Below are 24,973 nucleotides of genomic sequence, written 5' to 3'. Positions count from 1 at the left end.
CCCGGCAGCAGCACCGGCTCCCGCTGCCGCCGCGCCAACGCCTGCGGCGGCTGCTCCCGCAGCGGCGGGACCGGTGGAGGTCAAGGTGCCAGACATCGGCGACTTCAAGGACGTCGCCGTCATCGAGGTGCTGGTGAAGCCGGGGGACACGATCAAGGTGGAACAGTCGCTCATCACGGTCGAGTCGGACAAAGCGTCGATGGAGATCCCCTCGTCGGCGGCCGGCGTGCTGAAGGAGCTCAAGGTCAAGGTCGGCGACAAGGTCAATGTGGGTGATCTGGTCGCCATCCTCGAAGGTTCCGGGGGCGGCGCCGCGCCCGCAGCGCCAGCGCCGGAATCGGCGCCCGCACCGGCGAGCGCGCCGGCCGCGGCAGCTTCCACGGCACAGGCCTCTTCGCCCGCCCCGGCACCTGCCCCCGCGCACGACCCGACCGTGGCGCCCAGCGGCAAGCTTCCCCATGCTTCCCCTTCGGTGCGCAAGTTCGCTCGCGAGCTCGGCGTGCCGCTCGAGGAGGTCAAGGGCAGTGGCCTCAAGGGCCGCATCACGCAGGAGGACGTGCAGAACTTCACCCGTGCGGTGATGAGCGGCGCGGCCAGCACCAAGGCCGCAGGCGCCAAGGCGCCGGCGGGCGGCGGCGAAGCGCTGGGCCTGCTGCCCTGGCCCAAGGTCGACTTCACCAAGTTCGGCCAGGTCGAGCGCAAGGACCTGTCGCGCATCAAGAAGCTCAGCGGCGCCAACCTGCACCGCAACTGGGTCATGATCCCGCACGTCACCAACAACGACGAGGCGGACATTACCGAGCTGGAGGCCTTCCGCGTCTCGACCAACAAGGAGAACGAGAAGTCCGGCGTCAAGGTGACCATGCTGGCCTTCGTGATCAAGGCCGTGGTCTCGGCGCTGAAGAAGTTCCCCGAGTTCAACACCAGCCTCGACGGCGACCAGCTCGTCTACAAGCAGTACTTCCACATCGGCTTCGCCGCCGACACGCCCAACGGGCTGGTCGTTCCGGTGCTCAAGGACGCCGACAAGAAGGGCGTGCTGCAGATCAGCCAGGAGATGGGCGAGCTCGCCAAGAAGGCGCGCGACGGCAAGCTGGGCTCGGCCGACATGACGGGCGGGTGCTTCTCCATCAGCTCGCTGGGCGGCATCGGCGGCACGCATTTCACGCCGATCATCAACGCGCCGGAGGTCGCGATCCTGGGCCTGTCCAAGAGCGCGATGAAGCCCGTGTGGGACGGCAAGCAGTTCGTGCCGCGGCTGACCCTGCCGCTGTCACTGTCCTACGACCACCGCGTGATCGACGGCGCCTCGGCGGCGCGCTTCAACGCCTACCTCGGTCAGGTCCTCGCGGACTTCCGCCGTGTCCTTCTCTGAGGTACCGACCATGAGCGAAGTGCAAGTCAAGGTCCCGGACATCGGCGATTTCGCGGAGGTCGCGGTCATCGAGGTGCTCGTCAAGCCGGGCGACACCGTCAAGGTCGAGCAGTCTCTGATCACCGTCGAGTCCGACAAGGCGTCGATGGAGATCCCTTCTTCGCATGCCGGCGTCGTCAAGTCGGTGGCAGTGAAGGTGGGCGACAAGGTGAGCGAAGGCTCGGTCGTGCTGACGGTGGATGCGGCCGAAGCCGGCGTTGCCGCGGCGGCACCCGCCCCCGTCGCGCCTGCATCGGCGCCTGCCACTGCACCGGCCGCATCGGCGCCCAAGCCCGCGGCGCCCGCGCAGGCCCCGGCACCTGCCGGCAGCTACACCGGCGCGGTCGACCTCGAATGCGATCTGCTGGTGCTCGGTGCCGGTCCCGGCGGCTATTCGGCCGCCTTCCGCGCGGCGGACCTCGGGCTCAAGGTGGTGCTGGTCGAGCGCTATGCGACCCTCGGCGGCGTCTGCCTCAACGTCGGCTGCATTCCTTCGAAGGCGCTGCTGCACGTCGCGGCGGTGATCGACGAGGTCAAGCATTTCGCCGACTTCGGCGTCGCCTACAACGAGCCGGTCATCGACCGCGCCAAGCTGCTGGCACGCAAGAACAAGGTGGTCGGCAAGCTCACCGGCGGCCTCGCAGCGATGGCCAAGATGCGCAAGGTGACCACCGTGCGCGGCATCGGCGAGTTCATCGATCCGTACCACGTCAAGGTGCAGGAAACCTCCGGCGACGGCAAGGACGCGAGCGGCAGCGCCAAGACCGTCAAGTTCCGCCACTGCATCATCGCGGCGGGCTCGCAGGCGGTGCACCTGCCCTTCATGCCCAAGGACCCGCGGATCGTCGACTCCACCGGCGCGCTGGAACTTGGCTTCGAGCCCAAGCGCATGCTGATCCTGGGCGGCGGGATCATCGGCCTCGAAATGGGCTCGGTCTACTCCACGCTGGGCGCGCGGCTCGACGTGGTCGAGATGCTCGACGGGCTGATGACCGGCGCCGACCGAGACCTGGTCAAGGTCTGGCAGAAGCTCAATGCGCCGCGCTTCGACAACATCATGCTCAAGACCAGGACGGTCGGTGCCGAGGCGACCAAGGACGGCATCCGCGTGATGTTCGAAGGCGAGCAGGCGCCGAAGGATCCGCAGGTCTACGACCTGGTGCTCCAGGCCGTGGGCCGCAGCCCCAACGGCAAGAAGATCGGCGCCGAGAAGGCCGGCGTGGCCGTCAGCGATCGCGGCTTCATCACCGTCGACATCCAGATGCGCACCAACGTCCCCCACATCTTCGCCGTCGGCGACATCGTGGGCCAGCCCATGCTGGAGCACAAGGCGGTGCACGAGGCTCATGTGGCGGCAGAGGTGATCGCCGGCGAGCAGAAGGGCGACAAGGAACTCGCAAGCGCCGCCTTCAACGCCCGGGTGATCCCGAGCGTGGCCTACACCGATCCCGAGGTTGCCTGGGTCGGGCTTACGGAGGACCAGGCCAAGGCCGAGGGCGTGAAGGTCGAGAAGGGCCTGTTCCCCTGGACCGCCTCGGGCCGTGCCATCGCCAACGGCCGCGACGAAGGCTTCACCAAGCTGCTGTTCGACCAGGAATCGCACCGGATCGTGGGCGGCGGCATCGTCGGCACCCATGCGGGCGACATGATCGGGGAGATCGCCCTGGCGATCGAGATGGGCGCCGATGCCGTCGACATCGGCAAGACGATCCATCCGCACCCGACGCTCGGCGAAAGCATCGGCCTGGCCGCCGAAGCGGCGCACGGCAGCTGCACCGACCTGCCGCCGGTCAAGCGCAGCACCTAGCAGCGCCCGCGAGACGGCAACAAGAAAACCCGCCGGTGGCGGGTTTTTTCATGAACGCTGGAAGCGCTCAGTCGCCGCTGCCGGCCTTGACCTCGTCCTGTGTGGCCAGCACGCGGCGGGCGCCGTTGAATCGGCGTTGCCAATAGCTGCCGTTCATGCTCTCGACCCGCACTTCGGCGCCGGTCCGGGGCGCGTGGATGAACTTGCCGTCGCCGACATAGATTCCGACGTGGCTGAAAGCGCGGCGCATGGTGTTGAAGAACACCAGGTCGCCCGGCTTCAGGTCGTTGCGGTCGATTTTCTGGGTGGCGGCGGCCTGCTCTTCGGCGCGGCGCGGCAGCAGGTGGCCCACCGTCTGGTTGTACATGGCGCGGACGAAGCCGCTGCAGTCGAAGCCTGTTTCCGCCGTGTTGCCGCCGCGGCGGTAGGGGACGCCGAGAAACCCGATGGCCGTTACAACGAGGTCGGACGTGCGCGCCACCACCGTCTGCCTGACCTGCTGGAACTGACCGATCATGCTCTTCTCGGCCAACATAACATCCAGCTCTTCGGGCTGGTCCTGGTGCGGCGCGGCATGCGCGGCGAACGCAATCAGGAGGCAGGCGGGTAGGATAAAAAATCGCATGGCGCGTAGGATATGGACGACAAAAAGCGGTGTCAATTTCATGCGAAGTCATGATTATGCATGTAAGTCGTTGTCCCAACTCGGTTTTTAAAAACAGGCAATTGCGGGATTTGTAAAGTTCAGGTTATGAGGGATAAGGATTTCCAAGGCTGTAATCCAAAAGTTTTGAATTGACCGCCAGCCGCAGTACGAATTTTTTCTACTGCCTTGTTGTTTGAAAGGGCTCTTCATGCATTCACCGTCCCTGCGAACCAGGGTTCTTGCTGCCGGTCTTCTGGCTGCCGCCTGCACTGCCGCGGGGGCGGCACCACGGCCGGAGGTGGTCGCTTCGGGCTTGGAGAACCCCTGGGGCATCGCCTTTCTTCCGGGTGGCCGTTTTCTCGTGACCGAAAAGGCAGGCCGCATGCGGGTGATTGGCGCGGACGGCAAGCTGGGTGCGCCGCTGGGCGGGGTGCCGCCGGTGGCCGCCGGTGGGCAGGGCGGCTTGCTGGACGTCATGGCGGATTCGGACTTCGACAAGAACCGGACGCTTTACTTCTGCTTCTCGGAGCCCGAGGCAGGCGGCTCTACGAATGGCACGGCGCTGGCGCGAGCGCAGCTCTCCGCCGACAGCAGCCGCCTCGACCACCTGCGCATCATCTTCAGCCAGCGCCCCAAGGTCGCCAGCCGCGCCCACTTCGGCTGCCGCATCGTCGAGGCGAGGGACGGCACCCTGTTCCTGACCCTCGGCGATCGCTTCAGCCGCAAGGACGATGCCCAGGCGCTCGACAACCACATCGGCAAGCTGGTGCGCATTTCCAAGGACGGTACGGCGCCCGCGGACAACCCGTTTGTCGGCCGCTCCGGCGCATTGCCCGAGATATGGAGCTACGGGCACCGCAACGGCCAGGGTGCGACGCTGGCGCCTGACGGCAAGCTTTGGATGCACGAGCACGGTCCCCAGGGCGGCGACGAGATCAACGTCCCCGCGCCCGGCCGCAACTACGGCTGGCCGGTGATCACCTACGGCGAGAACTACGGCGGCGGCAAGATCGGGGAGGGCATCACGCGCAAGGAAGGCATGGAGCAGCCGCTTCACTACTGGGTGCCCTCGATCGCGCCCTCGGGCATGGCCTTCCTCACCAGCGACCGCTATGGCGCTGCCTGGAAGGGCAACCTGTTCGTGGGCTCGCTCAAGTTCGGCTACCTCGATCGCATCGAGCTGCGCGACGGCAAGGTCGTCGCGGAGCAGCGCCTGCTGGAGGGCCGAGCCCGCATCCGGGACGTCAAGCAGGGGCCTGACGGCCTGCTCTACGTGCTGACCGACCAATCCGACGGCAAGCTCATCCGCCTGCTGCCTGACTGAATCCGTTCGGCAACCCGCGGCGCAGGCGTCTGCCCCGGCCTGCCGCGACAGCCGGCGAAGTACGCGCGCGAGACCGGGCCGGGCCGGTTCGGTGGTACGGTCTGGGGCTGCCCGATCCCGCTTTCCCGAAAGACCCGCTTCCCATGCTGCTCGACGCCTCGCAATCCCAACTGGTCCTGGTCGACTACCAGCAGCGCCTGATGCCCGCCATCCTGGAGGGGCCGGCCGTGCTCGCGAATGCGGTGCGGCTCGGCCGCATGGCGCACCTCCTGGAGGTCCCGGTCTTCGGCACCGAGGAGAACCCGTCGAAGCTGGGCGAGAACGTTGCCGAGCTGCGTGCCCTGTGCCAGCGCACCTTGCCCAAGATGCATTTCAGCGCCGTGGAGGAGGGCCTGGCCGACTGGCTGCGTGCGCCCGCCAAGGCGCCCCAGGGGAATGCACGCAGTCTGCCCAGGCATCTGCAGAAGGCTCAGCAGCCCGCCGAGGAGCGCAACACGGTCGTGATCGCCGGCTGCGAGGCCCATGTGTGCCTGCTCCAGACTGCCCTGGACCTGCTCGAGGACGAGTTCGAGGTGTGGGTCGTGACCGACGCCTGCGGCTCGCGCACCGAGCGCAACCGCGATGCGGCTTTCGATCGCCTGGCCGGCGCCGGCGCCGAACTGGTGACCACCGAGATGGTCGGCTTCGAGTGGGTGCGCTCCGCCGAGCACCCGCGCTTCAAGGACGTGCTGGCGCTGGTTCGTTAGTTCTGCCGATCCGAGCCCGGACCTGCCGCCGCGACCGCACCGCCGCGGCAAGCCCCTGCAAGACCGGCACGGTCTGCGAGAAGCCGATGCACGCATCGGTGATCGACATCCCGTGCTTCAGCGGCACGCCGGGCACCAGGTCCTGCCGGCCTTCCTCCAGGTGGCTTTCGATCATCACGCCGGCAACGCGATGTTCGCCGCCCGCGATCTGCCCGGCCACCTCGTCGGCGACGTCGATCTGGCGCCGGTGCTGCTTGCTGCTGTTGCCGTGCGAGACGTCGATCATCACCTGTTCGCGCAGGCCGAGCCCGCGCAGGGCCTCGCAGGTCGCTGCCACATCGGCGGCTGCGTAGTTGGGGGTCTTGCCGCCTCGCAGGATGACGTGGCAGTCGTCGTTGCCGCGGGTCTCGAAGATGGCGGCCATCCCCATCTTCGTCATGCCCATGAAGGCGTGCGGCGCCCGTGCGGCGAGGATCGCGTCGGCCGCGACCTTGATGCTGCCATCGGTGCCGTTCTTGAAGCCCACCGGGCAGCTCAGCCCCGAGGCCAGCTGGCGGTGGCTCTGGCTCTCGGTGGTCCGAGCGCCGATGGCACCCCAGGCGATCAGGTCGGCGATGAACTGCGGGCTCAACAGGTCGAGGAACTCCGTGCCGGTCGGCAGGCCCATTGTCGTCAGCGCCAGGAGCAGGCGCCGCGCGCGCTCGAGCCCTTCGTTGATCGCGAAGCTGCCGTCCAGGTGCGGGTCGTTGATATAGCCCTTCCAGCCCACGGTGGTGCGCGGCTTCTCGAAGTAGGTCCGCATCACGATCAGCAGGTCGTCGTGCAGCTCGTCGGCCACGGCCTTCAGGCGGTGGCCGTATTCGAGCGCCTGCTCGTGGTCGTGGATCGAGCAGGGCCCGACGACCACCACGAGCCGGTCGTCGCGACCGTGCAGCACGTCGGCAATCGCGGCTCGGCTGGCCTCCACCAGCGCCAGCGTGTTGTCGCGCACCGGCACGCGCTCCTGCAGCAGTGCAGGCGTGATCAACGGGCGGACGGCACCGATGCGCACATCGTCGATGCGGGTGGTATCGAGCGTGCTGTCGCGGGAGCCGATCTCGGCGTCGTGGAGGGGGTCGTCAAGTCGGGTCATGGGGCTGGCGGCGTCTCGCTCGAAAGTAAAGAGCCCCGGATTGTCCGCTCATAATCGTGCCGTTCGCGGCGCTCTCGTCGAGCGCATTCCCACTTCCTGGAGTCGCCCCATGTCCGATGTCATTCCCGCAACCTTGATCGCCGGGGACGGCATCGGCCCCGAGATCGTCGATGCGACGCTCGCCGCCCTCGACGCCCTGAAGGCGCCCTTCGAGTGGGATCGCCAGGTTGCCGGACTCGCAGGCGTGCAGCAGGCGGGCGACCCGCTTCCTGCGGCCACGCTCGACAGCATCCGCCGCACCCACCTCGCGCTCAAGGGGCCGCTGGAAACCCCATCCGGCGGCGGCTACCGGTCTTCCAACGTGCGCCTGCGCGAGGAGTTCGAGCTCTACGCCAACCTGCGTCCGGCCCGCACCATCATCCCCGGCGGCCGCTTCGACAACATCGACCTCGTGGTCGTCCGCGAGAACCTCGAGGGCCTGTACATCGGCCACGAGCACTACGTGCCCATCGACGGCGATCCCCACGCGGTGGCGATGGCCACCGGCATCAATACGCGCCAGGGCAGCCGCCGCCTTTTGGAGTTCGCCTTCGAGACGGCAGTCGCGACCGGCCGCAAGAAGGTCACCATCGTGCACAAGGCCAACATCATGAAGGCGCTCACCGGCATCTTCCTGGAGACCGGCCTCGACCTGTACGAGCGCAAGTACAAGGGCAAGTTCGAACTGGACACCGTCATCATCGACGCCTGCGCGATGAAGCTGGTGCTCAACCCCTGGCAGTTCGACATGCTGGTCACGACCAACCTCTTCGGCGACATCCTGTCCGACCTGGTCGCGGGGCTGGTCGGCGGCCTGGGCATGGCGCCCGGCGCCAACATCGGCGCTGAAACGGCCATCTTCGAGGCCGTGCACGGCTCCGCACCGGACATCGCCGGCAAGGGCATCGCCAATCCGACCGCGGTGCTGCTGGCGGCCGCATTGATGCTCGACCACTGCCGGCTGCCGGACCTGGCGATGCGCCTGCGCAAGGCCATCGACGAGACCCTGAACATCGACAAGGTGCGCACCGGCGACCTGGGCGGCAGCGCCGGGACTGCGGCCTTCACCAAGGCACTGGTGAGCCGGATCGCCGGCGGGTGACCCTACTTGCCGACGATCGTCAGCTCGCGATCGTTGGCCGTCACGTCGAAGAGCGAAAGCAGTTCCGGCCCGAGCATGGCGTCCGCCGACTTGCTACCGAGGCGCTGGCCGACCACGACGGTCGCCTGCGGCACCCGGAAGGGCCCGAAGGTCAGGGGCACGCGCTCGATGCGGCGCGCGTCCGTGCCGGCTCCGGCGGTCTGGATATAGGCCGGGGTACCGCCGATCAGGTTCGCCCGGGCCGCGAAGTCCTCGCTCACGGCGACGCCTGCATTGACCGTCGCGGCGCGGTCGATCGCGAACTGGACCGGGAAGCCGTTGACCGTGCCGCGGATCCAGAACCGGCCGTCCTGCCCGATCGGAACGGTGATCGACCTCGATCCATCGAGTGAGATGTTCTCGCTCTTTCCCTTGGGCTGGCCACTGGTCTCGACCAGCACGCAGTCGCCGGAGCGCGCCTTTGCGGCGCGGGCATCGCCCGGTACGTTGGTGTAGGTCTTCCCGCACTTGAAGATGGGCTCCGCCGCGGCCGGCAGCACGGTCAGGGCGCCAACGGCCATCGCCATCTGCGCGCCAACGCGGCGCAGCGCTTTTCCGGATCCAGGGTGCTTCGGCATGGCTTCACCTCGCGGGAATGAACGGAAACTCGACAATGCGCTCGTCGCGGCCGACGCGGTGTCATCCAAATTCGACGCCGGCCGAACGGTCTGGCCGAGCCGATCGATGGCGCCCCGCGGCGCCTCCAGGTCCGGCTCGGCGGGGTGGCCGGTGTAGACTGCGCGGTTTTTCACCGGCGGTATGGTGCAAGTGTCAAGGCGCACAGGTTTTACCGGCTCGGCGCTCATTCGCTTGCTCGCTCGACTGACCGACATCGACGTTCCCGAGCCCAGGCACGCGTTCGCCGATCGATTGAGCCAGTGGCTCGGCTGGGCCGATGCCATCTCGCTGTCCGGGGCGTTGAACGCCAGCCCGCCAGCGGTGCCGGCGGGCGCGCGCGTCGGCCGGGGCAGCGGCGAGGAAGACGAATGCATCCGCCTGCGCGGCGTGCTGGCGAAGGCCATTGCCGACGACAGCGTCCTGCTGGCCGCCGAAAAGGAACACCCGGACACGGCTGCCGACTTCGCGCCTTACCGCAGGCGCTACCTCGCCAGGCAACAGACGATGGAAATGGCCATCGGCCCCTTGCGCGAGCGCCTGCGGGCGAGCCTGGCGGCCCGGTCGCCGGCCATGGCGCAGCTTGCGGCCGTGGATGCCGTGATGGAGCAAGCCCTGGGCGCGCAGGAGTACAGGTTGCTCTCGACGGTGCCAGGGCTGCTGGAGAAGCATTTCAGGCGGTTGCGGCAGGCGCACCAGGCGGTGCCTGACGAGCCCGAAGGCGGGGCGCCGCAGGCGGCGTGGCAGGACGTGTTCCGCAAGGACATGCAAGCCGTGCTGCTCGCCGAACTGGATATTCGATTGGAACCGGTCGAAGGGCTGCTCGAAGCCCTTCGCAAGAGCTCATGAACAGATCACTTCATTACTTCGTTTTTTTCGTGGGGCTGGCCGCCGTGTGCTGGGTCGGCGCCGGGTACATCGGCTCGAGTCCGCTGGCGCTGGCGATCACCGTGCTCGTCGGCGCGTTCTACCTGCTGGGCGCGTTGGAACTGCACCGCTTCCAGCAGGCCACGTCCACCCTGGAGCGGGCCGTGGCAGACCTGCCCGATTCGCCGCCAAGCCTGGGCCCATGGCTCGAGCAGTTGCATCCTTCCCTGCGCAACGCGGTGCGCCTGCGCATCGAGGGCGAGCGCGTGGGCCTGCCCGGCCCGGCCCTGACACCATACCTCGCCGGGCTGCTGGTGCTGCTGGGCATGCTGGGCACGTTCCTGGGCATGGTCGTCACGCTGAACGGCACCGGCGCAGCGCTGGAGGGCGCGAGCGACCTGCAGGCCATCCGCTCTTCCCTGTCCGCTCCGGTGAAGGGGCTGGGGCTGGCCTTCGGCACCTCGGTGGCGGGCGTGGCCGCGTCCGCGATGCTGGGCCTTGCCTCCGCCCTGTACCGGCGCGAGCGCCTGCAGGCCGGACAGATGCTCGACACGAGGATCGCGACCTCCTTGCGCCCCTGGTCGCGGGCCCATCAGCGCGAGGAGTCCGTCAAGTTGCTGCAGCAACAGGTCCAGGGGATGCCCGAACTGGTCGAACGGCTGCAGGCCATGATGACGATGATGGAGCGGCAGAGCCATTCCCTGAATGAGCGCCTGATCTCCAGCCAGGAGAGCTTCCATGGCAAGGCCGAGGCCGCGTACACCGAGCTTGCTGCTTCAGTCGGCCGTTCCCTGAACGAGAGCCTCACCGAAAGCGCCCGCGTCGCCGGCGCCACCTTCCAACCCGTCGTCGAAGCAGCCATGGCTGGTATCGCGCGCGAGGCGGCCGCACTGCACGGCACCATCGAGCTCGGCGTGCAGCGGCAGCTGGACGGCCTGTCGACCCGGCTGGAGGCCACCACCACCACCATGACCCAGCTCTGGCAGGATGCACTCGCCGGGCATCGCCGCGACAGCGAGGCGCTGTCCCAGGATCTGCGCGGTACTTTCGACCAGTTCGCGCAGACCTTCGAGCGGCGTTCGGCCTCCCTGGTGGAGGATGTGTCCGCCCGGCTCGAGGCCACGGTCGGCAGCGTATCGGACAGCTGGCGCGATGCGCTCGCGCAGCAGGCGCGCGCCAGCGAGCGGCTGTCGGGCGACACACAGCAGGCCTTGACGGCGGCCGCGGCCACCTTCGAACACCACTCGGCTTCGCTGCTGCGTACGGTGGACCAGGCGCATGTGGCGCTGCAGGCGGAAGTCGCCTCGCGCGACGAGCAACGCCTGGCCGCCTGGACGGACGCGCTTCAGGCCATGGCCGTGTCGCTGCAGCAGGAATGGCAGCAGGCAGGCGCCCGCGCCGAAGGCCGGCAGCAGGCGATCTGCACGACCCTGGCAGAGACTGCCCGCGACATCTCCGAGCGGACCGAAGCACAGGCGAGCCGCACGATCGCCGAGATCACGCGGCTCGTGCAAGCCGCCTCGGAAGCCCCGCGCGCCGCGGCCGAAGTCATCGGCGAGCTGCGCCAGAAACTCTCCGAAGGCATGGCGCGCGACAACGCGATGCTGGAGGAACGCGGCCGCATCCTGGAAACGCTGGGGACGGTGCTCGACGCGGTGAACCATGCCTCCGCCGAGCAGCGCTCGGCCATCGACGCGCTGGTCGGCGCATCCGCTGATCTGCTGGACCGCGTCGGCAGCCGCTTCACCGAGCGGGTCGATGCGGAAGCCGGGAAGATGGCCGAGGTCGCCGCCCAGCTCACCGGCAGCGCCGTCGAGGTGGCGAGCCTGGGCGAGGCCTTCGGCCTGGCGGTGCAGCTGTTCAGCCAGTCGAACGACAAGCTGGTGAACCACCTGCAACGCGTCGAGGCCACGCTCGGCAAGTCCATCGCGCGCAGCGACGAGCAACTGGCCTACTACGTGGCGCAGGCGAGGGAGGTCATCGACCTGAGCATCATGTCGCAGAAGCAGATCGTCGAGGACCTGCAGCAGCTCGCCGCCAGCCGGGCGCCCGTGGGCAGCGAAGCGTGATGGGGGAGGAGCTCGACGCCGGCCTGGAGCCGAGCGTGCCGGTCTGGGCAGTCTTCGGCGACCTGATGTCGGCGCTGCTGGGCGCCTTCGTGCTGATCCTCGTGTTTGCAATCGGCATGCAGCTGGAACTCTCGACCCAGCTGCAGGCCGAGATCAAGAAGCGCGAGGCGCAGGCGCAGCGGCTGCAGGCCCTCGAGAAGGCCTTGGCGGTGCCGCTGGCGGCGGGCCGGGTGACGCTCAGCAACGGGCGCATCGGCATCAGCGGCAGCGTGCTGTTCGCCTCCAGCTCCGCGGAACTGCAACCCGAGGGCAGGCAACTGCTGAAGAGCCTCAGCGCGCCCCTGGCCACTTATCTGCAGGCCCGCGACGAAGTGCTGATGGTGAGCGGCTTCACGGACGACCGGCAGTTGCGCGACGGCAACCGCCGCTTCGCCGACAACTGGGAACTGTCCGCCCAGCGGGCGCTGACGGTGACCCGGGCCTTGATCGAGGAGGGCATTCCATCGGCCTCGGTCTTCGCCGCGGCCTTCGGTTCGGAGCAGGCTGTGGCGTCGAATGCCGATGCAGAAGGGCGGTCCAGGAACCGGCGCGTGGAAATGGCGCCGGCGCCCCGGCAATCCGGCGCAACCGTGAAGCTCCGTGACTAGCGGCGCGACATCGGGACGCGGCGTGGCGGCGTCCGAGGTTTCGGGCATGGACCCTGGCGCGACCCTCGATGCCTGGCGCGAGCGCGGCGAGCACCGGCTCGATCCCGTGCGCTTTCGCTTCATCGAGGCGCTGGCCCGGCGCGCGTCCGCCCACCATGGTGAAGCGCGGCGGATCCTGGACGACAAGCTGCTGCAGCTGCTGGCGGCGTATGGCGAGGATGTCGAGCAGGTGCGAGGCGCGCCGGGTCCTTCAGCCACCGCGAAGCAGCAAGATCGGCCCGACCCTGGACCGCTCGCGGGCCTCCTCGACCACATCGCCCGGCATGCGGTGGAGCCAGCGGCCGGCGACCCCGCGGCCGGCCTCTCTGCGGCGCCTCGCGATCTGAAGACGCTGGGCTACTTCAGGAGCACCTGGTCCCGGCTCAGCGCCGACCGGCGGCTTACGCAGTCGCTGGCGGCGGTGCCGGAGAACGCCGGCCCGCTCAACTCGCACCAGCTCGTGCACCGCGCACTCACCTTGATGCGCGAGCTGTCGCCGGAGTATCTCCACCGGTTCATGTCGCACGTCGATGCCCTGCTGTGGCTGGATCGGGCAAACGCCGGCATTGCCTCGCCGGCTGCCGCGGAGGCTTCGCGGGCCGAGGGCCGGAGGAGGGGCGCACGCAACAAGGCGGCCTGATGGTTCGATCGGCCGGTCTCCGTGCATCGATGCGGCGTTCCGGCGTGCGGGCAGCTCGGTTAATCTCGGGCCATCAAATGGGTTGGAGGCGGTTGACATGTACATGGAACAAGGAGGCCAGGGCCCGGACCTGCTCCTCATGCTGCACGGAATGGGCGCGAGCGGGGCTGTGTGGTCGCCCATGTGCGAGTCGGCCGGCGCGCGCTGGGCCGGCCGCTGGGTCGTCCCGGACCTGCCCGGCCACGGCCAGTCCGATCGCCAGGATTCCTATGCCATCGGCCAGTACGCCGCATCGGTGGCGCGTGCCGTGCTGCCGCTTGTCGATCCCGCGGGCCGGCTCGTGGTTCTGGGCCACTCGCTGGGCGGCGTGATTGCGCTGGCCCTGGCCACGGGCTGGTTCGGTGTCGCGCCGCATCGGGTCTTCGGCGCGGGCATCAAGGTCGCGTGGAGCGACGATGAGGTCCGCCGCATGGAGACGCTGGCATCCCAGCCCGCGAAGCGCTTTTCCACGGAAGAAGAGGCATGGGACCGATACCTGAAGGTCTCCGGCCTTGCCGGCATCGCCGACGCAGCGGCGCCTGTCATCGCCCGGGGAGTCCGTCGCGAGACAGAGGGATGGTGTCTCGCGATGGATCCTCGAGCCAACGGCGTCGGCAAGCCGCCGCTGTCCGAACTGACGGCGCTGGCTCGCTGCGCAGTCCACCTCGGCCGCGGTAGCGATGACGCGCTGGTGACGCTGGAGCAGACCCGTACGCTCGATCCGGATGCCCCGGACCTCGGGCCGCATGGCCACAACGTGATGGTCGAGGCGCCCGAGCGGGTCTGGGACTGGGTCGCTTCCTTCACCTGACCCGTCGGAATCGGTCCCCGGCGGACGCCTGCTTCAGTACCGTGCGGGTACCACGCCGGGGCCGCCTCGGGCCTGTGTCGCGGGGTCTGCCAGCACCTCGGCCATGTCCGAAAGATACCGGCCCACGACCGGTTCGTGCGTGAGGTTGAGCATGTGATGGATGCCGGGTGGATCGTTCACGTAGCCCACCGTCCACCCGCGCGCGCTCATTGCGTTGCCGATCGCGCCCATGTCTCGCTGCGGCGAACCGAAGGCGAAGATCGACAGCTCCGGCCGGCCGATGGTGGGCAGGCCCAGTTCGTCCAGTCCTGACTGCATGGCGCGCCGGATGTTCAGCACGCGCTGCGCGACGCGCAGGTAGCCGTCTCTGCCCAGGTAGTTCATGACGGCCCAGGCCGCGGCGATGGCGCCGCCGGCACGTGTGCCCACCAGGGTGTGCGTGAAGTACTGGCCCCGCGGCCAGTTGTCGAAGGCGTAGCCCATCAGCGCGAATGAAGCAGGGTCGGCAAAGAAGAGCGTGGAGGCGCCCTTGGCGGTGTAGCCGTACTTGTGGAGGTCGGCCGAGATCGAGGTGACGCCGTCCACGGCGAAATCGAAGTCCGGGATGTCGGCGCCGAGTTCCCGCGCGAACGGCGCGAAATAGCCGCCCACGCAGGCGTCCACGTGCATCCAGGTGCCGTGTTCCCTCGCGAGTGCGGCAAGCTCGGGAATGGGGTCGACCACGCCGTGCGGGAAGGCGGGCGCCGAGCCGACGATCATCGCGGTGTCGGGCGTGAAAGCTGCGCGCATCGCGCCCAGGTCGGCGCGGAAGTCTTCGCCCAATGGCGTGCGCACCGGTTCCAGCCCAAGGAAGTACGCGGCCTTGTCGAAGGCCGGATGCGCGCTGCGGGGCATCAGGATCTGCGGCTTTCCCGTGCCGGGGCGGGAGGCCAGTGCGCGGTCTCGCGCGCACTTCACGGCAAGGAAGATGCTCTCGGTGCCGCCGGTGGTCATCGCGCCGCGCGAGTCGGGCCCGCCGTGCAGGAGGCCAAGGCCCATGGCCACGACCTCCCTTTCGAACTTGTCGAGGCTGGCGAAGGCGCGCGGGCCCAGGCCGTTCTCCGAGAAGAACATCAGGTAGGCCTTCTTGGCGACCTCGAGCACATCGTCGCCGGCGTAGTGGATGAACATCGGCAGGCGGCCGTTGCGCCAGTCGGCGTCATGGCGGGCGGCCTCTTCCATCTGGCGCCTGAGTTCGTCCCAGGCGATGCCGTGGTCGGGGAGTCGGGTGTGCATGCTTGTCGTCATCCTTCGCGGCCGCCCCAGTGGACGACCTTGTTCTCGAGCGCGCGCGCCAGCAGGTCGAGCGCATAGCCCAGCACGGCCATGATCAGTGCACCGACGATCACGACGTTGGTGAGCAGGAAATCCGACGCCGACATCGCCATGTAGGCGATGCCCGCGTTGGTAGCGATCATCTCGGCGCCCACCAGCATCGTCACGCCGATGCCGATGCTCACGCGTATGCTGGTGAAGATGCCGGGAAGGCTCGCGGGAAAGATCACGCGGCGGAAGATCATGCTGCGCGAGGCGCCGAGCGCCATCGCGGCCTGGACCTTGCGCACCCCCACGCCGCGCACCGCCTGCATCGCGCTGATCGAGAGGATCGGGAACAGCGCCAGCACGATGATCACGATCTTCGCGACCTCGCCGATGCCGAACCAGATGATCAGCAGCGGCAGCAGCGCGAGCTTGGGCATGGGCCGCGAGATCTCGATCGGCGGGTCCAGCACGGCCTTGACCGTCTCGTTCATGCCCATCCACAGGCCCAGCGGCACGGCAACCAGCACCGTGAGCACGAAGGCCAGCCCGAAGCGGAAGAGGCTGATGCCCACGTGGTGCGCAAGCGTCTTGCCCTGGTAGCCGTTCTGCATGAGCTGCAGGAAGCTCTGCCAGACCGAGACCGGCGAGGGCAGGAACAGCGGCGCCACGAGGGGCTTGCCTTCCAACAGCGGCGCGGTGATGAGGAACCACAGCAGCAGCAGCACGGCGAAGGAGCCGAGATTGATCCAGCGCGAGCGGCCCTTGCGCGCGCCCGGGGATGCCGCGGCGCTCATCGCGCGTGCTCCTTGCTTTCCTGCTGCTGGGCGGTCAGGGCCTCCTCGCGCAGCAGGCCGAAGATCTCGGCCTTCATGCGCGCGAATTCCGGGCTCGCAACCACCGCCGGATCGGCGCTTTGCGCGAACGGCGGGCGGAAGCTCGCCTTGATGCGGCCAGGTCGCGCCGACATCACCACGATATGTGTGGCGAGGAACAGCGCCTCGTCGATGCTGTGGGTGATCCACAGCACGGTCTTGCGGGTCTCGTGCCAGATGCGCCGGATTTCTTCCTGCAGGAGTTCGCGCGTCTGCGCATCGAGCGCGGCGAAGGGCTCGTCCATCAGCAAGATTTCCGGGTCGTTGGCCAGCGCGCGGGCGATGCCCACTCGCTGCTGCATGCCACCGGAGAGTTCGTACGGGTAGCGCTTGGCAAAGCCGGTGAGCCCGACCATCTCGAGGTACTGCGCGGCGATGCGCGCCGCTTCGTCCGCCGTCTTGCCGGTGGCCAGGGGGCCGAAGGCCACGTTGTCGCGCACGCTCATCCAGGTGAAGAGCGCGCCTTGCTGGAACACCACGCCGCGCCGCGGATCGGGTCCGCGCACGGGCAGGGCGTCCATCAGCGCCTGGCCGGTGGTCGGCTGCTCGAAGCCGGCGAGGATGTTGAGCAGCGTGCTCTTGCCGCAACCCGAAGGCCCCAGCAGGCAGGTGAATTCGCCTTCGTCGATGTCCAGCGAGATCGGCTCCAGGGCTTGCACGGCATCGGCGCCCGCGCCGAAGCGCTTGCTGACCTGTTCGAAGCGGACCTTGGGAGAGCGTTTGCCGGTGTCTGCCTTTGCCATTCGTCAGCCGGCCATCTTGGCGACGAAGCTCGAATCGACAAGCCCGCCCACGTCCTTGGGCATCGCCGAGATCTGGCCGGACTCGAGCAGGAATTGCGCCTGCGTCTGCAGCGTCTTCTGGACGCCGGTGTCCTTCTCGCCGGGTTTGCCCATCCAGCGGCTGCTGAGCTGCTCGCTGGCAGGTACGGGGTAGAAGGTGTTGAGCGAGCGCATGACGGTGGCCTCGTCGACGTTGAGAAACCTGGTCATGGTCTCGACCGCGTCCTTCGGGTCCTGCTTGAAGCTGCGCGCGATCTGCTCGTAGTCCTTGAGGAAGGCGAGCACCAGGTCCGGCGACTTCTGCTTGAACTCGTCGCGCACCAGCAGGCCGTCGAAGATCAGCAGGTTCTTCTGGTTCAGGTCGCCGGTCTTGAAGATGATCTTGCCGCCGTCGTCCGTCAGGCGCGGCAGTACGGGCACCCAGATGTAGCTCGCGTCGATCTCGCGGCGCTGCCAGGCGGAGGCGATCTGGTCGGCGCGCATGTTGATGAGCTGCACGTCGCCGAGGCCCAGCCCCGCGAACTTGAGCGCAGCCACTGCCGCGAAATGCACCGAGGTGTTGAAGGGCAGCCCGATCTTCTTGCCCTTGAGGCCGGCCACGCTCGTGATGCCGGAGCCGCCCTGCACCACCAGGCACTCGCTGTCGACGATGTTCTTGTAGACGTACACCATCGAAGCCTTCAGGCCGTTCGCATAGCCCACCATCATCGGGCTGGAGCCGATGTTGCACATGTCCAGGCTGCCGCCTGCCATGGCCGATATCACCTCGGAGCCCGCCCGCACGGTCACGAAATCGCTGCTGACGCCTTCGCCGAACGTCTTGGCCGACATGTTCTTCGCGCGGATGTAGTTCTGCGCGTCGATGGCCCCGAAGGTGCCGAGCTTGACCGAGCGCGACTGTGCGAACGCGGGTGTTGCGGCACCGAAGAGGGCGCTGCCCGCGGACGAGGCGAGCAACATGTGGGCGGCCGTGAGGTGGAACTCGCGGCGGGAGAGGTTGAGCTTCATTCGGACGGCCTTTCCTGGATGGCGGAGGGGAGCGAGCCGCCTTGCGGCCGGCACGCCCAACACTTTAGAGCGCTTGAATATATTCAAGATACTCCAAAACCCGCACAGGGGCAAATCTCAAGGTTTGAGCAGCCGGATCAGGTACCGGGAGCCGTGCGTCAGGTCGTCGCGCATCGCCTGCCCGAGCGCGTCGCCGTCGCGGCGGCGCAGCGCGTCCATGGCCACCAGGTGGGTCTCGTGGCCAGTGAGGCTCCCGCAGTACTGGGGGAAGAGGAGGTTGAGCGTTGGTCCCACACGAAGCCACAGCCCCTCGATGATCCGGACCAGGATGGCTTGGCCGGACGCTCGATATATTGAAAGGTGGAAATCGGTGTTCCTGACCAAGGTTTCGTGCGCATCGCCCGCCTGGATCGCCGCGAGGTGCGCCTGCATCACGGTGTCCAACCGTTCGATCTCCTCGTTGGCAATGCGGGGCGCCGCCTCCTTGGCTGCGAGGCATTCGAGCTCCATGCGGATCTTGAGGATCTCGCGGTAGGTCTCGATGCCCAGGCGCGGCACGCGGATGATGCGGCCATTGACCACTTCGAGGCCCTGTTCGACGACCAGTCGCTGCACCGCCTCGCGCACGGGCGTCAGGCTGACTCCGAACTCCTCGGCCATGCCGCGCACGGTCAACACCTGCTCGGGCAGGAGGGCGCCGGTCATCAGTGCATGGCGCAGCTTCTGGTATGCCTGGTCCGCCAGCGTGTCGGCGCGCGTGTCTGCGCCTTCGCTGCCTGCGGGCCGTGCCGGGCGGGAAGGCGGGCGGCGGGACGTGGTGTGCAGCTTGGGCATGGTGAAACAGGAGCGGCCGGGGCGCCTGAATATACTCTCAGCAGCTCCGCCCACCTCGCCAGGAAGGAAGCGGGGGGCTTCGTGTCATCGCCCGGCCCTTGGGAGACGCTCTCCCCACCGGTCACAAGGCGGCCACGCTCTCCCTCACCAGGCGCCGGTCGACCTTGCCCGTTCCGTTCTCGGGCAGCGATTCGACGAAGTGCGTCGCGGCCGGCTGGTGGATCGGCGACAGGCGCGCGGCCACCGCGCACCGGATCGTTTCGCCTTCCAGCTGCGCACCTTCGGGACTGTGCTGCCGCACGATGACCGCGACGGGAACTTCACCGAGGTCCGCGTGGGCCTTCCCCACGACACAGCAGGCCGCCACCCCGGGCACTGCCGCAATCGCTTCCTCGATCAGGTGGGGCGAGAGGTTCTCGCCCCCGCGGATGATGACGTCCTTCAACCGTCCGGTGATGAACAGGTAGCCGTCTTCGTCGAAGCGCCCCAGGTCGCCGGTGCGCAGCTCCCCACCCGGCGACTGCGCAACGCCATTCCCGCCGTCCACGAGATAGCCCGTCATGAGGCTCGGCCCGGAAATGCAGATCTCTCCATCCACGCCGGGCTTCGCGATCCGTTCGCCGTCCGCGCCGCGCAGGAAGGCCGACTGGCCCTGAAGCGGGGTGCCCACGGAGCCGATCTTGCGTCGTTCTGGCGGATTCATGGTGGACGTGCAGGTCGCCTCGGACAAGCCGTACGAAATCACCAGCGGCAGGCCGAACTTGGCCTCGATGCGCCGGTGCAGTTCTTCCGTGATCGGCGCGGACCCACAGCGCATGACGCGCAGCGAGGCGAGCGATGATGGCGGGAAGTCCAGCGGCAGCATCCGCGCGAACATCGTCGGAACGCCGGTCAAGATCGTCGGCTGCGCGGCGGCCATGAGCTCGGGCATCTGCTCCGCCTTGAAGCGGGGAGCCAGCACGATGGCGCTGCCGGCCGCGAGCGGTGCCAGCAACTGGTTGTTCACGCCGTTCGTGTGGTGCATCGGCATGATGTGCAGCAGCCTGTCGGCAGGCGTCAGCCCGGTGTGGCGGATCACGCCCAGCGCGTTGGTCAGCAAGCCACGGTGGTTCTGCAGCACGCCTTTCGGCTTGCCGCTGCTGCCCGAGGTGAAGAGCAGGAAGCCGTCGCTTTCCGGCGCGAGATCGCGGGTCCAGAAGGGTGCGTTGCGCGGCACCGCTTCGAAAGCGAGGCGGCGCTCGGTTGGGATGCCGGCGACCTCGCCCTCGGCGGCGTTCGCCGCATCCGCGACGATCCAGCGAATGCCAGCGACCCGAGTACGCCGCCGTGCTTCTTCCTCGCCCAGCCTCGGCTCCAGCGGACAGGGGCAGGCGCCCGCCGCCATCACCCCCAGGATGCAGATCGCGAGCTCGGCCGAGCGCGCCATGGCGAGCGCGACCCGGTCGCCATGGCGCACGCCGGCGCCGTGCAGCCAGCCGGCGCAGCGGCCGACCGCCTCGTGGAGCTCGGCATACGTGTAGCTGCGACGCTCGTCCTTCAGCGCGAGCGACGAGGCGCGGGAAGGATCGGTCCAGCGTGCCTGGAACACCTCCAGCAGGTGCGCTGCAGCCGCGTCACTCATCGCAGCTTCACCGCCGCATCGCGTTCGAACTGTCCCGCCGGGTCCAGCGATGCCAACGCTTCGCTCTCGCGCGGCGTCGGCGGCCCGGCGGGTGCTGCACCCGTGGCGTCGAACTCGAATCCGGTGCGCTCCCGAACTTCCTGCAGGCTGGCTTCGGGATGCCAGGATTGCAGCGCAAGGCGCCCATCCCGCTTCACGAAGACGGCGATCGGCGTCACGACGCCATGGAACCCGCCCCAGGACGTGCGGAAGTCGAGCTTCTCCACCAGCGTGCGCTTCGAATGTTCGGTGCGCCAGGTGCAGGAGCGCTTCGCCGTCGGGAGCATCACGGCGCCTCCGCCACCGCCCGGCAGCCGCACCTTGGGCCGGTGCCAGTCGCCGATGACGGAGTTGTTGGCACACCCCTCGCCGTCGATCTGCGCGGCGCCCAGGAAGGTGAGGTCCATGCGGCCGCGGGTGCACAGGTCGTAGAAGTCCTCATTCGCGAAGATGGAGGCGGACTGCTCGGCCAGCACGGGATCCGAGCTCGACAGTGGAATCCTGGAGGGCACCGGGTCCACGCCGCCGGCCACGTTGATGTAGGTGAAGTCGAAGTCGTAGGCGCGCCTGGCGAGCAGGCACGCCAGCATCGGCATGGTCGAGTTGACACCGCTGAAGGTGATCTCGTCGGGGCGGATGAAGCGTGCGAGATTCGTGACGATGAAGGAGAAGCCGGACCACTCAGACATGGCTTGCCTCCGTCGCTTCAGGCGCCTTCGCCATGTGAGCGGCGAGCACGTCATCGCCTGGCGGCAGGTAGGCCTCCACCGCCGGATAGTCGATCTCGTACGACGGCCAGCAAGAGCCCGGCCAGGCGCCGTGCGGCACGACCGCAAAGGCCTCGACCATGAAGTGCGGTACCAGGGTCGCCTCCGGCTGGTCCGTGAAGACGGCGGTGTCGACCAGCTTCTCGGCCACCACCAGCACGCTGCCGGCAGCGCGGCTCATGATGCGGTCCCAGTGGTGCGTGCCGGCCACGCGCACGTTGCCCTGCGCATCGACCTCGCTCGCGTGGAGCACCGCGAAGTCCGGACGGATCGCCGGGACCACCCACACGGGCCCCCCTGCGCCGTACGGGTCTTCCAGGCACTTCCAGCCGTTCAGCGCAGGGATATCGCTGCCGTGCAGTCCGCCGCAGGGCTGGAAGGGAATGCCGAAGGCCGCAGCGCGCAGGCCCGCGGTGAGGCTGGCACAGGCATGCTCCTCGAGCCTCGCGGCGCCGGTCTCGATGGCGCGGCGGTAGTACGGTGCCAGGCCGAAATTGCCTTCCATCGCCACGATGCCCGCACGCACCTTCTTCACGGCGCCGGCGCGGCAGAGGATGTCGATGTCATAGCCGGGCGACTGCTTGATGATTTCCAGGTCTGTCTTGCCCTGCCTGATGAGTTCGCGCACGAACGCGAACGGCCCGCGGTGCAGGAAGCTGCCGCCGAGCGCAAGCGAGGCGCCGTCGGGCACCTTCGCCACCAGTTCCTTCAATTCCAGCTGCTTGCCGGAAGCGCCGAATCCACTGCCCATGATCGTTCCTTCTAGTTGGCGCGGAGGTAGCCCGCGATCCGCTGCTTCAATCCCGGCCGCGCGGCGGAGCGCACGAGCCAGGCCAGGTCGTTGTCCGATTCGCGCGTCGACAACACTTCGTACAGTGCATTGCGGCTCCACGCCGGCAGCGCCGATGCCTTGGTGCGGGCCTGCTCCACGAGCGCAGGCCAGTCCGCCTGCTCCGCGATGCCGTGCAGGAAGCCGAGTTGCACCGCGCGCGGCGCGTCGAAAGTCGCGGCTTCTTCCTGCAACGACGCTGCATGCTCGCGCCCGACGATCTCGCCGAAGCGGCGTGTCCCAAGGACGAGGCCGAACTTCAGTCCCGGCATGCGGAAGCTGGTGTCAGCGGCGGCATGGCGCTGCCGGCACGCAGCCACGAGGTCCACGCCGGCGCCGAAGGTGCGCCCGTGCGCGAGTGCCACGGTCAGGCAGGGCGAGGAGGCGACCGCCTGAAGCAGCATCTCCACGCGCACGAAACGCAGCAGGAGATCGCCTTCGGTCTGTTGTTCCACGTCGGAAAAATCGAAGCCGGCGCTGAAATTCCTGCCTTCGCCGCGCAGCACGAGCACCTTCGCGCCCTCCGCAGGCGCGCGTTGCACGAGGTCGATCAGCTCCTCGACGAGCTGGGACGAGAGCGCGTTGCGCTTCTCCGGGCGCACGAGCGTCAAGGTCCAGACCTCGCCGTCGCGCTGCAAGGCCACCGCGTCCGTCATGTTCCGGACTCCGCGGCCGCGCGCAACGCGCCCAGCACCTCGTCGTTGTGTTCCCCCAGGGCCGGCGGGCGGCGCGTGACCGGGAGGTTCTCGCCCCGAAAGCGCATCGGCGATGCAAAGGTGCGCGTGCGCATGCCGTTGGGCAGTTCCAGGGGCTGGACCCAGTCCATGTGCTCCACCTGGGGATCGGCAAGCACCTGCGAATAGCGGTTGATCGGCGCGCAAGGCACGCCCGCGTCGCGGAAGCGCGCGAGCCAGGTGGCCGTGTCGGCGGAGGCGAACTCGTCCTCGAGGATGACCAGCAGCACATCCTGATGCCTGGCGCGCAGGGTGGGGGAGCCGAAGCGCTCGTCGGCCAGCAGGTCCTCGCGCCCGATCACGTCGCACACGGACTTCCACAGCGCGTTGTTGCCGGCGGCCATGCCGAAGTAGCCGTCCTTGCAGTGGAACACCCGGTACGGTGCATTGCGCGGGTGCGCGGAGCCGAGCTGGACCGGGTCGCGCCCGCTGCCGAAGTACTCCGAGGTCTGCAACGCGGCGATTCCCAGCGTGGCGCCGAGCATCGGCACGTCGAGGTGCGTTCCCTCGCCCGTCGCTTCGGCATGCCGCAGCGCCGACACGATGCCGAACGCGGCATAGAGGCCGGCGGAGAAATCCGCGAGCGGCACGCCGCACTTCACCGGCGGGCGGTCCGGCTCTCCGGTCACGCTCATGATCCCGCTCATGGCCTGGATGGTCAGGTCGAAGCCGCCTTCCTGCGAGCGCGGGCCGCTCTGGCCATAGGCAGAGATCGAGCAGTAGACGAGGGCCGGGTTGAGCGCGCTCAGGCTCTCGTAGCCCACGCCGAGGCGCTCCATCACGCCGGGGCGGTTGTTCTCGATCAGCACCTGGGCATCCTGCGCGAGGCGGCGCAACAGCATCACATCGGCCGGCTCCTTCAGGTTGAGCGTCACCGATCGCTTGTTGCGATTGAGGGACGCGAAGTTCTCGCTGAAGCCCTCGTTGATCGGGGGCCAGCTGCGCAGCGTGTCGCCTCCGTCCGGATTCTCGACCTTGACGACGTCGGCGCCCATGTCGGCGAGCAGCATGCCGCAGTAGGGACCGGCGGCGACGTTGCAGACCTCGATGACGCGCACGCCCGACAACGGGAGGGGGGCAGATGCCATGGATGCTTCTTTCTTCAAAGTTTGATCTGGGCCGTCTTCTGCACACGGCCCCATTTTTCGATCTCGCCCTTGACCATCGCGTCCATGCGCTCGGGCGTGGTTGTGATGACATCGGCGCCGGCCTTGTTCATCGAAGCCAGCAACTCGGGCTTGGTTGCGACGTCCCGCATGGCGGCAGACAGCTGGCCGACGATGGCCTTCGGCGTGCCCTTGGGCGCGAGCAGGCCGTAGTAGGTGGTGACATCGAAGTCCGCCACGCCGGCCTCGCGCAAGGTCATCAGCTCGGGCAGCATGTTGCTGCGGGCCGCACTGGTGACGGCAAGGATCTTGATCTTCGGGTTGGTGTAGTGTGCGCTGAGCGCGGGCAGCGTTTCGAACACCACGTCGATCTGCCCGCCCAGCAGATCCGTCATGGCCGGGCCGCTGCCCTTGTAGGGAACGTGCAGGAGGTCGACGCCGGCGGCCTGCTTGAAGTACTCGCCGGTCATGTGCTGCGTCGATCCATTGCCTGCGGACCCATAGGTCAGGGGCTGCTTCTGCGCCCGTGCGTAGTCGAGAAATTCCTTGACGCTTTTCACCGGCAGCGATGCGCGCACGGCGAGGGCCAGCGGCACCCCCGCGCCCATGGACACGGGCATCAGGTCGGTGCCGAGGTCGTAAGGCTTGCTCGTCGCCGCGACCGCATGGATGGTCAGGGTGCCGATCGCGGCGAAGAGCAGCGTATAGCCGTCGCCAACGGACTTGGCCGCTGCCTCGGCCCCGATCTCCCCGCCGGCCCCAGCCCGGTTGTCGATCACGATCGGCTGGCCGAGCGCCGAGCCGAGGTGCTGCCCGTAGATGCGCGCCGTGATGTCGTTGGCGCCGCCCGGCGGGTAGGGAACGATCATCCGGATCGACTTGGCCGGCCAGGACTGTGCGAGTGCAGTACGGGTGGTGGCCAGCGTGGCGAGTGTCGCGCAGAGGAAGTTGCGTCGCTGCATGTTGTCTCCAGTGGGAAGGAATTCATCGCGGGTGCGGCGCGATGAATGTCCCACCGTTCACAGCAACGGGTCAAACGTTCCGTATTCCGGAACGAGGCGGGCAAGGCGATGCCGCCTGCGCGATCGTCTCAGCCGTTGTAG

The 24,973-nt window shown here is 68.1% G+C and carries 24 protein-coding genes; 10 read left to right on the top strand and 14 right to left on the bottom strand.

The window, feature by feature from the left end:
* Together aceF and lpdA are read left to right on the top strand one after the other, a co-directional pair.
* Nucleotides 1-1,375 (top strand): dihydrolipoyllysine-residue acetyltransferase (gene aceF, locus APY03_RS00385; RefSeq protein WP_232324108.1); only part of this gene is annotated, 1,375 nt, incomplete at its 5' end.
* Nucleotides 1,376-1,385: 10 nt separating this feature from the next.
* Nucleotides 1,386-3,221, top strand: a complete 1,836-nt coding sequence (gene lpdA / locus APY03_RS00380; protein WP_068672814.1) for a dihydrolipoyl dehydrogenase — start codon at nt 1,386-1,388, stop codon at nt 3,219-3,221.
* Between the two features lie 67 nt (nt 3,222-3,288).
* Here lpdA and APY03_RS00375 read toward each other — a convergent pair whose 3' ends face one another.
* A complete protein-coding gene (locus APY03_RS00375; RefSeq protein WP_068672804.1) occupies nt 3,289-3,846 on the bottom strand; it encodes a C40 family peptidase in 558 nt (185 codons plus the stop codon).
* A gap of 229 nt (nt 3,847-4,075) precedes the next feature.
* Here APY03_RS00375 and APY03_RS00370 point away from each other — a divergent pair, with 229 nt between their 5' ends.
* Entirely contained in the window at nt 4,076-5,191 is a 1,116-nt protein-coding gene (locus APY03_RS00370) for a PQQ-dependent sugar dehydrogenase (protein ID WP_083944076.1), read from the top strand.
* Between the two features lie 143 nt (nt 5,192-5,334).
* Nucleotides 5,335-5,937 carry an isochorismatase family protein gene (locus tag APY03_RS00365; protein WP_068672803.1) on the top strand — a complete coding sequence of 201 codons (603 nt, stop codon included), beginning with the start codon at nt 5,335-5,337 and terminating at the stop codon, nt 5,935-5,937.
* On the opposite strand, the gene APY03_RS00360 is transcribed toward APY03_RS00365, so the two are convergent.
* A complete protein-coding gene (locus APY03_RS00360; RefSeq protein ID WP_068672801.1) occupies nt 5,909-7,069 on the bottom strand; it encodes a 3-deoxy-7-phosphoheptulonate synthase in 1,161 nt (386 codons plus the stop codon). The two genes, APY03_RS00365 and APY03_RS00360, sit on opposite strands and share 29 nt — an antisense overlap.
* Before the next feature lie 109 nt (nt 7,070-7,178).
* Here APY03_RS00360 and APY03_RS00355 point away from each other — a divergent pair, with 109 nt between their 5' ends.
* The gene (locus APY03_RS00355; protein ID WP_068672798.1) at nt 7,179-8,210 is read left to right on the top strand and encodes an isocitrate/isopropylmalate dehydrogenase family protein; all 1,032 of its coding nucleotides are present in this window, start codon (nt 7,179-7,181) and stop codon (nt 8,208-8,210) included.
* A gap of 2 nt (nt 8,211-8,212) precedes the next feature.
* Here the strand turns inward: APY03_RS00355 and APY03_RS00350 are convergent, their stop codons facing one another.
* The gene (locus tag APY03_RS00350) at nt 8,213-9,055 is read right to left on the bottom strand and encodes an aspartyl protease family protein (RefSeq protein WP_162487094.1); all 843 of its coding nucleotides are present in this window, start codon (nt 9,053-9,055) and stop codon (nt 8,213-8,215) included.
* Between APY03_RS00350 and APY03_RS00345 the strand changes: the two genes are divergently transcribed.
* The 5 genes from APY03_RS00345 to APY03_RS00325 all read left to right on the top strand — a co-directional run bounded on the left by APY03_RS00345 (nt 9,009) and on the right by APY03_RS00325 (nt 13,976).
* Nucleotides 9,009-9,713 (top strand): DUF3348 domain-containing protein, encoded by a 705-nt coding sequence (locus APY03_RS00345; RefSeq protein WP_068672793.1) that lies wholly within the window; start codon nt 9,009-9,011, stop codon nt 9,711-9,713. The genes APY03_RS00350 and APY03_RS00345 overlap by 47 nt on opposite strands.
* Nucleotides 9,710-11,800 (top strand): DUF802 domain-containing protein, encoded by a 2,091-nt coding sequence (locus APY03_RS00340; protein WP_068672792.1) that lies wholly within the window; start codon nt 9,710-9,712, stop codon nt 11,798-11,800. Before APY03_RS00345 ends, APY03_RS00340 begins: the two co-directional genes overlap by 4 nt.
* On the top strand, nt 11,800-12,447 hold the full coding sequence (locus APY03_RS00335; protein ID WP_068672790.1) for an OmpA family protein: 648 nt from the start codon (nt 11,800-11,802) through the stop codon (nt 12,445-12,447). Before APY03_RS00340 ends, APY03_RS00335 begins: the two co-directional genes overlap by 1 nt.
* Nucleotides 12,448-12,493: 46 nt before the next feature.
* Nucleotides 12,494-13,126: a DUF2894 domain-containing protein gene (locus APY03_RS00330; RefSeq protein ID WP_068672788.1), complete on the top strand. Its 633-nt coding sequence runs from the start codon at nt 12,494-12,496 to the stop codon at nt 13,124-13,126.
* A gap of 97 nt (nt 13,127-13,223) precedes the next feature.
* Entirely contained in the window at nt 13,224-13,976 is a 753-nt protein-coding gene (locus tag APY03_RS00325; protein ID WP_068672782.1) for an alpha/beta fold hydrolase, read from the top strand.
* Between the two features lie 33 nt (nt 13,977-14,009).
* Here APY03_RS00325 and APY03_RS00320 read toward each other — a convergent pair whose 3' ends face one another.
* From APY03_RS00320 to APY03_RS00270, 11 genes are all read right to left on the bottom strand, one after another.
* Nucleotides 14,010-15,251: a pyridoxal phosphate-dependent decarboxylase family protein gene (locus APY03_RS00320; protein WP_083944073.1), complete on the bottom strand. Its 1,242-nt coding sequence runs from the start codon at nt 15,249-15,251 to the stop codon at nt 14,010-14,012.
* 8 nt (nt 15,252-15,259) lie between these two features.
* Complete coding sequence (locus APY03_RS00315; RefSeq protein WP_068672780.1) at nt 15,260-16,072, bottom strand: ABC transporter permease; 813 nt, start codon at nt 16,070-16,072, stop codon at nt 15,260-15,262.
* Nucleotides 16,069-16,893, bottom strand: coding sequence for an ABC transporter ATP-binding protein (locus APY03_RS00310; RefSeq protein WP_068672778.1), 825 nt, complete (start codon nt 16,891-16,893; stop codon nt 16,069-16,071). The genes APY03_RS00315 and APY03_RS00310 overlap by 4 nt, the downstream gene beginning before the upstream one ends.
* Nucleotides 16,894-16,896: 3 nt before the next feature.
* On the bottom strand, nt 16,897-17,940 hold the full coding sequence (locus APY03_RS00305) for a taurine ABC transporter substrate-binding protein (RefSeq protein WP_068672777.1): 1,044 nt from the start codon (nt 17,938-17,940) through the stop codon (nt 16,897-16,899).
* Between the two features lie 117 nt (nt 17,941-18,057).
* Complete coding sequence (locus APY03_RS00300) at nt 18,058-18,774, bottom strand: GntR family transcriptional regulator (protein ID WP_083944072.1); 717 nt, start codon at nt 18,772-18,774, stop codon at nt 18,058-18,060.
* A 121-nt stretch (nt 18,775-18,895) separates the two neighbouring features.
* The gene (locus APY03_RS00295) at nt 18,896-20,395 is read right to left on the bottom strand and encodes a class I adenylate-forming enzyme family protein (RefSeq protein ID WP_068672776.1); all 1,500 of its coding nucleotides are present in this window, start codon (nt 20,393-20,395) and stop codon (nt 18,896-18,898) included.
* Nucleotides 20,392-21,123, bottom strand: coding sequence for a CoA-transferase subunit beta (locus APY03_RS00290; protein WP_068672775.1), 732 nt, complete (start codon nt 21,121-21,123; stop codon nt 20,392-20,394). The genes APY03_RS00295 and APY03_RS00290 overlap by 4 nt, the downstream gene beginning before the upstream one ends.
* Nucleotides 21,116-21,952 carry a CoA transferase subunit A gene (locus APY03_RS00285; RefSeq protein ID WP_068672773.1) on the bottom strand — a complete coding sequence of 279 codons (837 nt, stop codon included), beginning with the start codon at nt 21,950-21,952 and terminating at the stop codon, nt 21,116-21,118. The genes APY03_RS00290 and APY03_RS00285 overlap by 8 nt, the downstream gene beginning before the upstream one ends.
* A gap of 11 nt (nt 21,953-21,963) precedes the next feature.
* A complete protein-coding gene (locus APY03_RS00280; RefSeq protein WP_068672772.1) occupies nt 21,964-22,686 on the bottom strand; it encodes an enoyl-CoA hydratase/isomerase family protein in 723 nt (240 codons plus the stop codon).
* Entirely contained in the window at nt 22,683-23,852 is a 1,170-nt protein-coding gene (locus APY03_RS00275; protein WP_068672771.1) for a CaiB/BaiF CoA transferase family protein, read from the bottom strand. Before APY03_RS00275 ends, APY03_RS00280 begins: the two co-directional genes overlap by 4 nt.
* Before the next feature lie 14 nt (nt 23,853-23,866).
* Nucleotides 23,867-24,832 carry a Bug family tripartite tricarboxylate transporter substrate binding protein gene (locus tag APY03_RS00270; RefSeq protein ID WP_068672770.1) on the bottom strand — a complete coding sequence of 322 codons (966 nt, stop codon included), beginning with the start codon at nt 24,830-24,832 and terminating at the stop codon, nt 23,867-23,869.
* Between the last annotated feature and the right edge of the window lie 141 nt (nt 24,833-24,973).

Origin of the sequence: Variovorax sp. WDL1 (genome assembly GCF_001541225.1) — a bacterium.
Lineage (GTDB): Bacteria > Pseudomonadota > Gammaproteobacteria > Burkholderiales > Burkholderiaceae_C > Variovorax.
This window is presented reverse-complemented; position numbering and strand designations above follow the sequence as displayed.